The organism is Pseudoalteromonas sp. PAB 2.2, from assembly GCF_001938575.1.
Lineage (GTDB): Bacteria > Pseudomonadota > Gammaproteobacteria > Enterobacterales > Alteromonadaceae > Pseudoalteromonas > Pseudoalteromonas lipolytica.
Genome location: NZ_LYPI01000011.1, coordinates 134,372 through 149,141 on the forward strand (window position 1 = coordinate 134,372; position 14,770 = coordinate 149,141).

Sequence of the window (14,770 nt, forward strand, 5' to 3'; positions counted from 1 at the left end):
AAATGAGTGACACAGCATATTTATCTGTTTTTTCCATTCTACGTTCCTCATCACATTTAAAATATGACTCAATTTTCATCAAAGCTGGTTGGGTATATCTTCAGGTATAAAGGTTGGTGACCTGTTGATAGCGCTACAATAACGGCCTTAGAGGGGGAATGTCGCTTATCAAGATATGAGCAATTTGTTTGATAAGGTTTTTTAATTGATATCTTTTATTTATCAGTGGGTTATATTTAAACCTTATGAAAGGAAATAAGCTTTTAATCAGTACTTTTTAGTGTTTTTTATTGCTTAGTAGGCTTTGCTTTAGCTGCGCTTTCTTTCATTGGTTTCAAAAAACGCAGTAAGCTAAGTGAGTAGCGTGTTTGAGCCGCTATTTTTTAACGGGCGTAACGCCAGGCGAATCACAAGCGATCACCGAAAAGCGATAGCCATACGGCGCATTGTGATCGGGGGTAATTTGAACAATCTCATAATCATTCAATTCCACAGCTTTACTCGTCTCATCTTTTAAGCAACGAGAGTAACTATCAGCCTCAAAGCTAAAAGCAAACATGGCAATGAGACGTTTGCTGCGCTCAAAGTAGCCCTTGGTATTTAAAAATTGACGTAAGTTTTCAACGGTTTCACTCTCACCATCACTCTCACCCTCACTGTCTATCTCAACATTGCGCTTAGATGGGGGCGTTTCTGCGCTGCTCTTTGGAAGGTGTTGTTCTATTTTTTCACTGATTTCTTCAACGGCTTTTTGTTGCTCAGAGGGTGACTCTTTTGCTATCGCTTGGCCATCAACAAAGCTTGTAAGAATATTATCAAGCACCTCTTCAGGTGGTTTGTCATTAATGAACGAAGTCAGATTAATAAAGACCACTGACGCTAATATAAAGCGCACTATAGCCGTTAATAATGGTGAATAACTTTGACTAATAAATTTTATTCGCTCTGAGCCAAACGGTTTTATTAATAATAAAATGAAGATATAGAAGGGTAAAAAAAGTTGAAACAACAGCAGGGTACCTAATGTGATCCCCATTGCCCAAGGGGGCAAATACAGTAAGGTGGCAAAGTTATGGGTATAGTTAAAGTGGTTGGCCGACACATGGGTAACGTCATTAACAATGCCACTGGCCCCAGCTAATACAAAGTTTGCGATACTGGCATAGAAAATTAAGATGAGTGCTTTGCCCGCTAAAGAGTGCCACAGCTGATTAAACTTAGGCCAAAATTCAATAACGAGGGCAATGATAGTGATGGTGGCACTTAGCCAGCCTGATTGCAGAACAATCAGGCTGCTTAATGCTAAAAGGTAGAGCTTTTGTGCGGTACTTAAGTTAAACCAAATGGCTTGTATACGTTCAACCAACCTTGTTTTATGAGGTTGCCAGCTACGCTGCTGTTGTTGAAACTGTTTATTAGCGCGCCACTTCGCTATTTTTAAATACCTACGCACCCAACGTCCTTTTTTATAGTAGTGGTTTTAAGTATCTGCCTGTGTGTGAACGTTCGCAATCGGCCACTTCTTCAGGGGTACCCGAAATTAAAATTTCACCGCCGCCAGAGCCCCCTTCAGGGCCTAAATCGACAATCCAGTCAGCAGTTTTGATCACATCAAGATTGTGTTCAATCACTACAATGGTATTGCCATGGTCGCGTAAACGGTGAAGCACCACTAATAATTGCTGAATATCAGCAAAGTGTAAACCTGTTGTAGGTTCATCAAGTATATAGAGTGTTTTACCCGTGTCGCGTTTTGATAGCTCACGTGCCAGTTTTACACGCTGCGCTTCACCACCTGATAAGGTTGTTGCTGCTTGCCCTAAACGGATATAAGACAAGCCAACATCCATTAGGGTTTGTAGCTTGCGGGCAATCGCGGGAATTTTATCAAAATACTCGCGCGCGTCTTCCACGGTCATTTCTAATACTTGGTGAATATTTTTACCTTTGTACTGTACTTCAAGTGTTTCACGGTTGTAGCGCTGACCTTTACATACATCACACGGCACATACACGTCTGGTAAAAAGTGCATTTCTACTTTGATTACGCCATCACCTTGACACGCTTCACAACGACCGCCTTTCACGTTAAAGCTAAAGCGACCGACTTTATAACCTCGTGAGCGGGCTTCTTGGGTGCCAGCAAACAGTTCACGAATACCAGTAAAAATACCGGTGTATGTGGCAGGGTTTGAACGTGGCGTACGGCCAATCGGGCTTTGGTCAATATCAATTACTTTATCAAAGTGTTCAAGACCACTAATCGATTTATACGGTGCGGCCTCTGCGGTCGTTGCACCATTAAGTTCAGTGTGAGCGAGTTTAAATAAGGTGTCGTTGATAAGCGTTGACTTACCAGAGCCTGAAACACCAGTGATACAGGTCATCAAACCGAATGGAATTTTTAAATCAACATTCTTTAGGTTATTACCCGTTGCGCCGAATAGCTCAAGCCATTTGTCGTTCGTTGGATGACGAGTGGTTGGTACTTCAATTTTTTTCACACCCGATAAGTATTGCCCGGTGATAGAGTCTTTGCTCGCTAAAATATCGTCATGCGTACCTTGTGCGATAACATGACCACCATGAACACCGGCACCTGGACCAATATCGATAATGTGATCTGCAGCGCGAATTGCATCTTCATCGTGTTCAACCACTATCACGGTATTCCCTAAATCGCGAAGGTGAATAAGGGTTTTTAGCAAGCGGTCGTTGTCGCGTTGGTGTAAACCAATTGACGGTTCATCCAGTACATACATAACACCAACAAGCCCAGCACCAATTTGGCTTGCCAAGCGAATACGCTGCGCTTCACCACCCGATAGTGTGTCTGCACTGCGCTCAAGTGATAAGTAGTTTAAGCCAACATTTATTAAAAACGATAAGCGATCACGGATCTCTTTTAAGATTTTATCGGCAATCTGAGCACGCTGACCTGTAAGCGCTAGGCCTTCAAAAAATGCCATACTTTCACCAATACTCATGGTGGTGATAGCTGGCAAATTAGTTTGACCTATGAATACGTGACGAGCCTCTTGGCGTAAACGAGAACCATGACAGCTTGGACATGCTTGGCTGGTTTGATATTTTGCCAGCTCTTCGCGAACTGAGTTTGACTCGGTTTCGCGGTAGCGGCGGTTCATATTATTTAATACACCTTCAAATTCGTGATTACGAGTAATAAGGTCGCCGCGGTCATTTCGATAATTAAAGGCGATTTTGGTTTTACCCGATCCTTCAAGAATGACTTTTTGGGCATCTTTACTTAATTCTTGAAACGGGGCTTCTAGGTCAAAGCCATAGTGTTCAGCCACTGCTTGCAGCATCTGAAAATAATAAAAGCTGCGTTTGTCCCAGCCCTTAATCGCACCGCCCGATAAACTTAGCTCTGGGTTTTGCACCACACGATTGGGATCAAAGTACTGGCGAACCCCTAAACCATCACAGCTTTGACATGCACCAGCAGGATTATTAAACGAGAAAAGGCGAGGCTCAAGCTCGCTCATAGCGTAGCCACATGTTGGACAGGCAAAGTTTGCTGAAAAAAGCATGTCTTCGCTAAGTGAGTCATCCATTGCAGCGACGTGCGCAACACCATTTGAAAGATCAAGGGCTGTTTCGAATGACTCGGCTAAGCGCTGCTGCTGACCATCTTTCACTTTAAAACGATCGACAACCACTTCTATCGTGTGCTTTTTATGCAGCTCTAGCGTGGGAGGATCTGATAAGTCACATACCTCACCATCTATACGGGCACGAATAAAACCTTGACTTGCTAGTTGCTCAAGTAGCTTTACATGCTCACCTTTACGGTCTTTAACCACGGGGGCGAGTAGCATGAGCTTGCTGCCCTCTGGCAGAGCTAAAACCGTGTCGACCATTTGGCTAATTGTTTGTGCTGCCAGTGGTAGGTCGTGGGTAGGGCAGCGAGGTTCACCAACACGGGCAAAGAGTAAACGCAGGTAATCGTATATCTCGGTGATTGTGCCAACCGTCGAACGTGGATTGTGCGAGGTTGATTTTTGTTCAATAGAGATAGCCGGTGAAAGACCTTCGATATGATCAACATCAGGCTTTTCCATTAACGATAAAAATTGTCTTGCATAGGCTGAGAGTGATTCTACATAACGACGTTGCCCTTCTGCATACAATGTATCAAACGCTAAAGACGATTTCCCTGAACCAGATAGGCCAGTGATAACTATCAGCTTATCACGGGGAATGGTTAGGCTGATGTCTTTTAAATTGTGCGTACGGGCGCCTCGGACTTCAATGTTTTCCATGCTATCTCGTTTTATTACCAAGTGATTATTTCAGTATCTCACAATACGCGACAAGATTAATCCTTGATCAAAGAAAAAATCATCACTTACAGGTGATTATTTATTTTTCGCTTGTGGTAGAATCCACGCTTACATTTTAATAGACAGCAAGATTCAGTAATTCATGACAGCATCTTCACTCAACTCCCGAGAAAAACGCGCTGCCGTTTCGTTAGCGAGCGTGTTTGCGTTCCGTATGCTTGGCCTATTTATGTTGATGCCAGTTCTGGCTATTTATGGTCAGCAATTGGAAGGTTTTTCGCCGCTATGGATTGGTTTTGCAATCGGTGCGTATGGTTTAACGCAAGCCGTGTTACAAATTCCAATGGGGTGGTTGTCGGATAAAATAGGCCGTAAAAAAGTGATTATTGGAGGCCTGTGCGTGTTTGCGCTTGGTTCCGTTATTGCTGCCACCGCCGAGTCGGTACAAATGGTGACGTTTGGCCGTGCATTACAAGGTATGGGCGCGATTGCCAGTGCGTTACTAGCTTTGGCTTCAGATTTAAGCCGAGATGAGCAGCGTCCAAAGGTGATGGCTGTTATTGGTATGTGTATTGGTATGAGCTTTGCTGTTGCGATGCTACTAGGGCCAATAGTTGCGGCATCTTGGGGTGTTGCTGGCGTTTTTTGGCTAACAGCTGGGTTGGCCATTTTAGGTATTTTTATTGTCTTGTTTTTGGTTCCAAATGCAGTAAGCAAGGCACCCAAAGGCGACACGCTTGCCACCTTAGATGACATAAAACAATTAATTAAACACCCGCAATTAGCACGTTTAGATTTTGGTGTTATGTTACTTCATCTTACGTTAACCACGGTGTTTGTAGCCTTACCGGGTCAATTAATTAAAGATGGATTAATTGCTGATCATCATTGGTATTTATATATTCCAGTCTTATTTTTAGCGTTTTTCTTAATGGCGCCAATGATGATAGTGGCTATCCGCAAAGAAAAAGAAAAACAGGCGTTTATTGGTTCAATCGCCTTATTAGTATTAAGCATGCTGGCGATGTCATTCTGGGTTGATTCTGTGATTGGCATCGGTGTGTGTATGTTAGTTTACTTTGTCGCATTTAATTTTTTAGAAGCCACTATGCCTGCATTAGTGTCTCGTATTGCCCCTGCAAACCAGAAAGGCTCTGCCATGGGCGTGTTTTCGTCTACGCAGTTTTTTGGTGCCTTTTTAGGTGGTTTATTGGGGGGCTATGTTGCACAAGCGCTAAGTGCGCAAGCAGTGTTTGCGGCGGCGGCACTTGTTGGGGTAATATGGCTTATCCTTGCTTGGAATATGCAAGTCCCACCAAGAAGTAAAATTATTAGCTTAATGACAGAATTAAGTTCCGAGCAGCAGGCACAAGCGCTTGCTTCTCGTCTAGTTGCTTTACCGGGCGTAATAGAAGCAACGGTTGTTTGCGATGAAAATCGCAGCTATTTAAAGATTAATGATAAAGAATTTGACCTAGACCAAGCACGAAAAGCGGCTGGTTTAATCTAACGTTTAAAGGAGAAGTTCCATGGCACGCGGTGTGAACAAAGTAATCTTGGTTGGTAATTTAGGCCAAGATCCAGAAGTACGTTATATGCCTAATGGCAATGGTGTAGCGAATATCAGCATTGCTACGACTGACAGCTGGAAAGATAAAAACACAGGGCAAATGCAAGAGCGTACAGAATGGCACCGTGTTGTTTTATTTGGCAAGCTAGCTGAAGTAGCGGGTGAGTACCTTCGTAAAGGTTCACAAGTTTATATTGAGGGTCGTTTACAAACACGTAAGTGGACTGATCAATCTGGCCAAGAAAAATTTACCACTGAAATCGTGGTAGACATGGGCGGTCAAATGCAAATGTTAGGTGGCCGGGGTGGCGACCAACAGGGTGGTGGTTATCAAGGTGGCCAATCACAAGGCGGTTACCAAGGTGGTCAACAACAAGGTGGCGGCTATGGTGGCGGTTCGCAGCAAGCGCAAAGCAACAGCTATGCACCTCAGCAGCAGTCAGCACCGGCGCCAGCACAACAACAGCGCCCACAACAACAGCCTGCACCTGCACCGCAGCAAAATAACAACCAATACGGTGGTTATGGCCAACAGCAAAGCAGCGCACCACAGCAAGGTGGTTTTGCTCCTAAGCCACAAAATGCACCACAAGGTGGCGCATCAAACCCAATGGAACCACCAATCGATTTTGACGACGATATCCCGTTCTGACGGACCGGTAGTAAGTTAAAGTATTAAGCAAGATACTTTATATAAAGATTGTATTAAGAACCCAGCCTTGGTGCTGGGTTTTTTATTGCTCAAAATAGACCACTTAATTAAGCACAATGGTATAAACGAATGGGGATGGCTTCGAATATGTTTCGGTTACAAAATAATTCTCATTAAGGCATTTTGCTAGGTGTTTAAATTTACGTAACTTTTGACAGCGTTGGTCAGGGGATGAATCAGAAATTTCTTTAAATCGCGCTGCAGCCTTGTATTTATAGGGTTCTTGAACAACACTTTGTGTATATTTGGGCAACTAACTTGTGAAATGAAAAAAGACCTAACATCACAAATAAAGCAACCGGAAGTCATTTATGTGACGGCCGCTTTTTTGTTATTAGTTGTTTTTAATATTTTTTTAAGTGACGTATTACACGAGAAAGTGCATCGCACAGGTACTGAGCTTGCAAGGCAAGTATACGACTTAAACTTAGACCCCATTGCGTCAAAAGATATCATTGCAACCTTAGTTGAAAGTAAAGGTTTTGCTATGAACGTGACAGATGTGCCACATAATTTTGCCAACTTTATTGATTTAGAGCAGGAGGTATTTAGTTATCACACTGTGAGTTTGCGCCTTTTTCACTGGCCTTCATGGGTCGTTGAAAGTCATTTATTTATCTTTTTGAACTTAATTCTAATTGGGGCTGGGTATTGGGGATTCCGCTGGTGGCGAGTACTGTCTAAAAAAGTATTGGTAGCCGCAGCACCGCCAGTGAAGCCTATTGAAAAACAGGTCAAGCCGGTACTTAAAAAAGGAGAGCTGCCAAAGCCGCTGCCTCATCAAGATTTAAATATTTTGTATGGGGTACCAACAAACTACAATCATTTATTTGCTCTGTTTTTTTGGAAAACCCCGTTTCCGGCGAATCTTGATGTCGATAATTACTTTAAAGTAGTGATTGCCAAAGGGTTTGGGGAACTTGTTAATCGCTCGGTAAAACTACTTCCCTCGGGCGGTATAGCTGTAACACTAAACAGTGTGCCTGCCACCGAAGTTGATAAGTACACCAAGCGTTTGCATCACGTTGTATATCAAGCGTGCCTTAATTATCGCAGCGATTTATCGCGTGGTGATATAAAAATTGGTGTCTGTAATTACCGTACTGGGGCTGATCAGGCTGTGGTGTATCAGCTTACTAAATCGGCACTGACTTTAGCTAAGCAAAGTGCATGGCAACACATTCACCGCTTACCGTTTGGGCATACGCAATCTAGCATGCTCACTGATAGTAATGAGCACCTGTTTGAGTACATTAAGAAAAAGCATTTTATGCTGTTCTTTCAACCGTTGTTTGACTTAGAAACAGGGGAAATTTTACAGCATGAAGCGCTTATTAGAATTCGTCATAAAAGTTTAGGATTACTTGCTGCTCGTCATTTCATTCCACAGATGACCAGCAAGAAAGATGTTTTATTGTTAGATCAAACCGTAGTGACACAAGTACAAAAAATGCTTGATAACGAATCAGGTGCGATGATGGTAAGTATAAACTTACATGCGATGAACTGGTTTAATGATGAGTTTTGGCATTGGTTTAAAGCGCAAATGCAAGGCTTTGATGCAGCTAATAAATTACAATTTGAGCTCAGTGAAGACGATTATTTAAAACAGCATAAACAATTGAGCTCGCAGTTTGCTTGTTTAGAAAAATTATCCGCAGGTATTGTGATTGACAATGTTCGCAGTGCCGAAAACCTTGTTGAATACAAGCAACTTAATAATGTGTGTAGTATTAAATTGGCATACGAGCTTATTCATAATATTGATACTAATACGCAGCAACAAAAAGTGGTTAGACAGATTATAGCGAAAGGCAATGAGCTTAATTTTCCTGTTTATGCTGTAGGCGTTGAGACACGCAACGAGCTTGCAACATTAAAAAACTTAGGCGTCATCGCAGCGCAAGGTTTTTACTTTGCTGAACCCCTACAAAAGCTTGCCGATATTACGCCTTTTAGTTAGTTAGATTAAACGACGGTACTTTAAGCCGTCTAACCCTTGCAAGCCACCAGTATGGATAGCCATGATCCGCGTGCCTTCTGCAAAGAAACCTTGTTCTATCAATTGCCACAGCGCATACATCATTTTACCGCTATAAATAGGCTCAAGTGGGATGGCGTGTTGTTGCGTAAATGTCTGACAAAACTCCCACAGTTCATGACTGAATTTGCCATAACCGCCATCATGATGTTCAAGTAATAGCTGCCAATTTTGTTGTTGTCTTGCTTTACGGCTCAGTTGCTTAATGTCATCAATTAAATATTCGGCCTGTTTTAATACTGCAATACCGAGCACGGTTGTGGAGTGTGGGCTGCCTTCAATTAAGCCTGCCAGCGTGCCACCACTGCCTGTTGGGCAAATAATGACATCGCTCGTCGGTAAGCTTTGCGCTAATTCTTGGCACCCCAGCAGCGCCGCAGGGTTAGTGCCTCCCTCGGGTAGAATATAAGCATGCGGGAACTGCTTTTGTAATTCTGCCAAATAGCGGCTTTCGCCTCTTAAACGGTAAGTAATACGGTTAACGGGGTGCAATGTCATCCCACAGCGTTTGGCGTACTGCAATGTGGGGTTGTGTTCATCAAGCTCAGGTCCGCGAATAATACCGTGCGTTTTAAACCCAAATAACTGACCCGCAGCTGCTGTGGCATGAATATGGTTTGAAAATGCGCCGCCAAAAGTGAGTAGCTCAGTTTTTCCCTGTTGTTGCATAGCCTGTAAATTAAATTTTAATTTACGCCATTTGTTACCACTAATTTGTGGGTGAATAAGATCATCACGTTTAATCTGTAATGTCAGCTTTTGTGCTGATAACAGTTCGTGGTTGATGGTTTGAACAGGCGATTCAGAAATAATAGTCACGGTTTAATTTACGCTAAAAAAGACGCTTAATTGTAGCAAAGTCGTCATAGAGATAGAAATTAGTCAATTAAACTAAAATGATTTTGTTATTTACTGGCATCAACTAAGGTAATAGTTGTAAACTCAGATAATAATTGAACAAAGCTTGTGTTTTGCCTTGCAAGTACATAGCATAAGAGTTTAATTATAAAAAATAATAATGACCAAATAATTGCCGCTTTTTGGGAATGGAATATATGCGAATTGCTCCTTTATCTCTGTTAATTTCAGTTAGTTTGCTAGCATCGAGTGCATTTGCACAAGATACTGCTACGGTAACTGGCATTGAATCAGAGATCAGTAAAAAACAAGCCGAATACGATAACTCGACCTTAATACTCGAAAAACACCTAAAAGAAGAAAGTCAGTTACAAAAACAACTCGAATTATTGCGCGCCCGCTCAGCTGAGCTAGACAAAGAAAAAAACCAAGCGCTTGATGCAATGAACGAGATGTATCGTCGATTAATTGATGACCCCACTTTAGATATTAGCAATGCACAAACGCGCTATCAAAAAGCAGTGGTGGATCACAAACAGAACAAAGATGACATTTCGATGCAATTGGCGGCAATTGCATCGCATAGAAAAGATATTGAGCAAATTCGTGTTGCTAAGCATACCCAACTAAACACCTTAGAGAGCTTAAAAGAGCAACTCGCAACAGCACGTGTTGAACGTTTGCGCAATGAGTTTACGCGTGAAGGCACACTTGAAGTTAATCATACGATTAATTGTAAGCGCACTGAAACATTAGCAGCGTGTGAGCAACGTGGTCAGCAAATGGGATTACAAAAAGCCACCAAGCGCTTTGTAGATCAAATTTTTGCTAACTTAACAGAAGAACGCTTAGTTGAGCCGAAACGCAATTTAGCGGGTGCACAAGTTAAAATTTTGAGTAGTCATGTTGTAAATAGTGCCTTTAGCGGACAAGGTAACTATAACGTGAACTTAAGCGTAACGATGCGCGGTGATGTGAACAGCAGCCGTTTATGTAGTCTGCTTAACTTAGACAACCGTTTTTGCGCAGATTATGGTTCACCACTTGCTGGAAACTACCAACCCAATTACACCACCACTTACTCTGATAGTCAGTTAACATTCAGTGACTCTCAGGATAATAGTCAGGTGGTATCGGTTTCGCGTATGAGCGAACAACCTGTAAGTGATTACTCAGTAAAAAAGCCAGTAAGGGTTGAACCATTACCTGATCTAAAAAAATCTAAAATGGTTGAATTAACGCTTCGTTCAAATGTTTATGATGATGAAGTGTTTATTGATGGTGTGAGCTTTGGGTCAACCAAGCTAACGACATCATTACCAAGAGGTTTTCATGATATTGAGATACGCAAGCGTGGTTATAAAAGCTATAAAGCGCGTTTAGACTTGCGTAAAGCTCAAACTATTAATGCAAAATTAGTGAAAGAGCCTGAACCAATTGTCGCTGCCGTTGTCGCAACAGAGCAACCTACAGCAGCGCCAGTGGCAAGTATTGTTAATAAAACCAATACAGCGAGTATTGTGGTTATCCCAGCGGGTACATTTAAGATGGGTGACATTAACGGTAATGGCTTAGCTAATGAGCGCCCTGTTGTTGAAAAAACCATTGCTAACTCATTTGCCATGCAAAGCAAAGAAGTCAGTGTGGGTGAATATGAGCAATTCGTTGCTAATACAGGTTATAAAACAGAAGCCGAAAAGAATCGTGGCTGTGCTTATTACTTAAATGGTGAGCCAGTATGGGAAGCGACCTTAAACTGGCGCAACCCAGGTTTTGAGCAAGACAGTGATTTTCCGGCTGTTTGCTTAACGTATAATGATGCCAAAGCATATGCAGATTGGTTATCAGGGCAAACAGGGCTGTTGTTTCGTTTACCGAATGAGGTTGAGTGGGAGTACGCTGCACGCGCAGGTAAAGAAACTGAATACCCTTGGGGTAACGAGATAGGTAAAAATTTAGCGAACTGTGGCTGGTGTGGTAGTGAATGGTCAAACAAAAGCGCTGCACCAACCGGGTCGTTTTCTCCTAATGCATTTGGTCTGTATGACACAGTAGGTAATGTATGGGAATGGACAAACAAAAAACCGGGGCAGTCTGATGTGACTGTTCGTGGTGGGGCATGGAATTTCGCTCCGAGCCTAGCACGTGTATCAACACGCTTAATTTTAGCGCCAGATTTTCGTGCAAACTATATCGGGTTTCGTTTAGTACGCGAGCGATAAAAATTTTTAAAGGAAGCAAAGCAGGCTTCCTTTTTTAGCAATTTAATAAAGGCAGTTGCGCTTTATTGTGCTTAGCATGGTAGAGTGAGAGCAGCTAGTATAAGAACGTATTATCAAAGGTCATCCAGCCTCATGTTTAAAAAACTTCGTGGTATTTTTTCAAACGATCTATCGATCGACTTGGGTACAGCCAATACCCTTATTTATGTAAAAGAAGAAGGTATCGTATTAAATGAACCTTCAGTAGTTGCTATTCGTCAAGAGCGAGCTGGTGGTCCTAAAAGTGTTGCGTCTGTAGGTACGGAAGCAAAACAAATGTTAGGCCGTACACCGGGAAACATTAAAGCGATTCGTCCAATGAAAGACGGTGTTATTGCCGACTTTTATGTCACCGAAAAAATGCTCCAGCACTTTATCAAGCAAGTACATAACAACAATTTTATGCGTCCTAGCCCACGTGTCTTAATTTGTGTGCCGTGTGGGGCAACACAAGTTGAAAAACGCGCTATTCGCGAATCAGCAATGGGTGCAGGTGCACGTGAAGTGTATTTGATTGAAGAGCCAATGGCTGCGGCAATCGGTGCAGGCTTACCTGTATCAGAAGCAACGGGTTCAATGGTTGTAGATATCGGTGGTGGTACGACAGAAGTGGCCATTATCTCGCTTAATGGCGTGGTTTACTCATCATCTGTGCGTATTGGTGGTGATAAATTTGATGAAGCTATTATCAACTACGTCCGTCGTAACTTTGGTAGCCTAATTGGTGAAGCAACCGCTGAAAATATCAAGCATCAGATCGGTTCGGCATTCAAAACTGATGAGCCTGTTGAGATTGAAGTACGTGGTCGTAACCTTGCTGAAGGCGTGCCGCGCTCATTTACACTTAACTCACATGAAATCCTAGAAGCATTACAAGAGCCTCTAATGGGGATTGTAAGTGCGGTTATGGTTGCACTTGAGCAATCACCTCCTGAGCTTGCCTCTGATATCTCTGCACACGGCATGGTATTAACAGGCGGTGGTGCATTGTTAAAAGATTTAGATCGTTTATTAATGGAAGAAACAGGTATTCCTGTTGTTGTTGCTGACGACCCACTAACTTGTGTTGCTCGTGGTGGCGGTAAAGCATTAGAAATGATTGATATGCACGGTGGTGACGTATTTAGTTACGACTAATGAAGTTAATGTTTGGTCGTACCATCTCTTTGCAACTGCGACTCTTTGTCGCAGTGCTTTTGAGTGTCGTATTGATTGTGGGCGATCGATATACACAAGGTGGTACAACAATCCGCACCAGTTTAAATACACTGGTTAGCCCACTCATCTATCTTGCCAATTTGCCGTATGAGCTATTTAGTATTGGTGCGAAGAATCTTCATACTCGCGATCAGCTTCTTACTGAAAACGAAGCACTGAAGAAAAAACAGCTTTTACAAAGCGAACAACTACAACAGCTGCAATTTTTATCGCGTGAAAACGACAAGTTGCGTGCGTTACTCGGCTCGTCTGCAAAGCAATCAAATCGTAAAATAATTGCCCAAGTGCTCTCTGTTCATTCAAATCCATACAGCCATCAGGTTGTGATCAATCGTGGCACTACAGATGGCTTAAGCGAAGGCCAAGCTGTGATTGATGAAATGGGGGTTGTCGGGCAAATTACACAAGTGGGTTCAACCACTTCTCGCGTTTTGCTTATGACCGACACAACCCATGCGACACCGGTACGTATTTTACGCAATGATGTTCGCACTGTGGTTGAAGGGATTGGCAAAATAAATGTCGTGAAGCTGTCGCATGTGCCGCATAGCCTTGATGTACGTATTGGTGATATTTTAGTGACTTCAGGTCTAGGGGGGACTTTCCCTGAGGGGTATCCTGTGGCCGTGGTAACCGAAATTAATCGTGATGAAGGTCACCCATTCGCACAAGTGTATGCTGAGCCAATTGCCCAACTTGACCGAATTCGTTTATTGGTTGTGCTGTGGCGTAATCAGCAGGAGAGCATAAGCAATGAATAGCCGTCACTCTTTGCTGATTGCAATTAGTATCTTTTTTGCACTGGTCATGGCATTAATGCCGTTACCTATCTCATTTGAGCCATACCGCCCAGACTGGGTGTTACTGGTGCTTATGTACTGGTCGTTAGCGGTGCCGCACCGTTTAAACATTGGCACAGCGTGGGTTGTGGGTTTATTAATGGACTTAGCATCGGGCTCACCACTGGGCGTGAACTCGCTGACCTATTCGGTGTGTATTTTTATTACCGCCAGTAACTTTCAAAAAATTAGAAACTTTTCTTTATGGCAGCAAAGTATATTAATTGCTTTGTTTTTAACGCTTTACCACCTAATGCAATTTTGGCTTAATCACTTTTTGATGGGAGTTTACTTCAGCCCTCATTATATGTGGCCCGTGCTGACTGGCATGCTGTGTTGGTGGTGGATTTTCTTAATTTTGCGTAAATACCGCCGTCATTTCAGGATTAGATAATGCAAACCGCAATTTATTTGGCGTCTGCATCACCGCGCCGAAAAGAGTTGCTCAGCCAACTCGGCGTTGAGTTTTCTCAATTTAGCGTTGATGCAGATGAAAGCCAATTTCCGAACGAATCGCCACGTCATTACGTTGAACGTTTAGCCAAACTCAAAGCACAATCAGGCGTTGCAATGGGCTATACCGACAGGCCCGTGTTAGGCAGTGATACGGTTGTGGTTATTGATGACACAGCCCTTGGCAAACCGCTTGATAAAGCCGACTTTGTTGCAACGATGCAACGTTTGTCGGGCCGAACTCACCAAGTTATGACCGCCGTTGCAATTGCTGATACACAGCACGTAAAAAGCTGCCTTGTTATTACCGATGTCACTTTTAAACAGCTTAGCGATGATGAAATCGACGCTTATTGGCACTCTGGTGAACCGCACGATAAAGCGGGTGGTTATGGCATTCAAGGCCAAGGTGGACGGTTTGTAAGTCATATTTCTGGTAGCTATTTTGCAGTAGTAGGCTTACCTTTATATGAGACTGAGCAGTTATTAAATGAATTTTTAAGAGGGTAAC

The 14,770-nt window shown here is 42.8% G+C and carries 11 protein-coding genes; 8 read left to right on the plus strand and 3 right to left on the minus strand.

What is annotated here, in order from left to right:
* Window positions 1-376 precede the first annotated feature (376 nt).
* The gene (locus BWD47_RS10625; protein WP_074989345.1) at window positions 377-1,453 is read right to left on the minus strand and encodes a hypothetical protein; all 1,077 of its coding nucleotides are present in this window, start codon (window positions 1,451-1,453) and stop codon (window positions 377-379) included.
* A gap of 13 nt (window positions 1,454-1,466) precedes the next feature.
* Window positions 1,467-4,286: an excinuclease ABC subunit UvrA gene (gene uvrA, locus BWD47_RS10630; protein WP_075593955.1), complete on the minus strand. Its 2,820-nt coding sequence runs from the start codon at window positions 4,284-4,286 to the stop codon at window positions 1,467-1,469.
* A gap of 163 nt (window positions 4,287-4,449) precedes the next feature.
* Between uvrA and BWD47_RS10635 the strand changes: the two genes are divergently transcribed.
* From BWD47_RS10635 to BWD47_RS10645, 3 genes are all read left to right on the plus strand, one after another.
* The gene (locus tag BWD47_RS10635) at window positions 4,450-5,817 is read left to right on the plus strand and encodes an MFS transporter (protein WP_065978306.1); all 1,368 of its coding nucleotides are present in this window, start codon (window positions 4,450-4,452) and stop codon (window positions 5,815-5,817) included.
* A gap of 19 nt (window positions 5,818-5,836) precedes the next feature.
* Complete coding sequence (gene ssb, locus BWD47_RS10640) at window positions 5,837-6,529, plus strand: single-stranded DNA-binding protein (protein ID WP_065978307.1); 693 nt, start codon at window positions 5,837-5,839, stop codon at window positions 6,527-6,529.
* Between the two features lie 325 nt (window positions 6,530-6,854).
* A complete protein-coding gene (locus BWD47_RS10645; protein ID WP_083202710.1) occupies window positions 6,855-8,552 on the plus strand; it encodes an EAL domain-containing protein in 1,698 nt (565 codons plus the stop codon).
* On the opposite strand, the gene BWD47_RS10650 is transcribed toward BWD47_RS10645, so the two are convergent.
* Window positions 8,553-9,449, minus strand: a complete 897-nt coding sequence (locus BWD47_RS10650; protein WP_065978308.1) for a 1-aminocyclopropane-1-carboxylate deaminase/D-cysteine desulfhydrase — start codon at window positions 9,447-9,449, stop codon at window positions 8,553-8,555. It abuts the gene before it with no gap.
* Between the two features lie 236 nt (window positions 9,450-9,685).
* Here BWD47_RS10650 and BWD47_RS10655 point away from each other — a divergent pair, with 236 nt between their 5' ends.
* The 5 genes from BWD47_RS10655 (at window position 9,686) to BWD47_RS10675 (ending at window position 14,769) form a co-directional block, all read left to right on the plus strand.
* Window positions 9,686-11,710: a formylglycine-generating enzyme family protein gene (locus BWD47_RS10655; protein WP_065978309.1), complete on the plus strand. Its 2,025-nt coding sequence runs from the start codon at window positions 9,686-9,688 to the stop codon at window positions 11,708-11,710.
* A 132-nt stretch (window positions 11,711-11,842) separates the two neighbouring features.
* On the plus strand, window positions 11,843-12,886 hold the full coding sequence (locus BWD47_RS10660; RefSeq protein WP_036973172.1) for a rod shape-determining protein: 1,044 nt from the start codon (window positions 11,843-11,845) through the stop codon (window positions 12,884-12,886).
* Window positions 12,886-13,728 (plus strand): rod shape-determining protein MreC, encoded by an 843-nt coding sequence (gene mreC, locus BWD47_RS10665; protein ID WP_174403892.1) that lies wholly within the window; start codon window positions 12,886-12,888, stop codon window positions 13,726-13,728. The genes BWD47_RS10660 and mreC overlap by 1 nt, the downstream gene beginning before the upstream one ends.
* Complete coding sequence (gene mreD, locus BWD47_RS10670; RefSeq protein WP_036973169.1) at window positions 13,721-14,200, plus strand: rod shape-determining protein MreD; 480 nt, start codon at window positions 13,721-13,723, stop codon at window positions 14,198-14,200. Before mreC ends, mreD begins: the two co-directional genes overlap by 8 nt.
* Entirely contained in the window at window positions 14,200-14,769 is a 570-nt protein-coding gene (locus tag BWD47_RS10675; RefSeq protein WP_036973166.1) for a nucleoside triphosphate pyrophosphatase, read from the plus strand. Before mreD ends, BWD47_RS10675 begins: the two co-directional genes overlap by 1 nt.
* The last annotated feature ends 1 nt before the right edge of the window (window position 14,770 follow it).

Coding starts and splice junctions, on each gene's coding strand:
- BWD47_RS10655 (WP_065978309.1), top strand. CDS start 9,686: ATGCGAATTGCTCCTTTATCTCTGTTAATTTCAGTTAGTTTGCTAGCA.
- BWD47_RS10675 (WP_036973166.1), top strand. CDS start 14,200: ATGCAAACCGCAATTTATTTGGCGTCTGCATCACCGCGCCGAAAAGAG.
- ssb (WP_065978307.1), top strand. CDS start 5,837: ATGGCACGCGGTGTGAACAAAGTAATCTTGGTTGGTAATTTAGGCCAA.
- BWD47_RS10645 (WP_083202710.1), top strand. CDS start 6,855: ATGAAAAAAGACCTAACATCACAAATAAAGCAACCGGAAGTCATTTAT.
- BWD47_RS10660 (WP_036973172.1), top strand. CDS start 11,843: ATGTTTAAAAAACTTCGTGGTATTTTTTCAAACGATCTATCGATCGAC.
- mreD (WP_036973169.1), top strand. CDS start 13,721: ATGAATAGCCGTCACTCTTTGCTGATTGCAATTAGTATCTTTTTTGCA.
- uvrA (WP_075593955.1), bottom strand. CDS start 4,286: ATGGAAAACATTGAAGTCCGAGGCGCCCGTACGCACAATTTAAAAGAC.
- BWD47_RS10635 (WP_065978306.1), top strand. CDS start 4,450: ATGACAGCATCTTCACTCAACTCCCGAGAAAAACGCGCTGCCGTTTCG.
- mreC (WP_174403892.1), top strand. CDS start 12,886: ATGAAGTTAATGTTTGGTCGTACCATCTCTTTGCAACTGCGACTCTTT.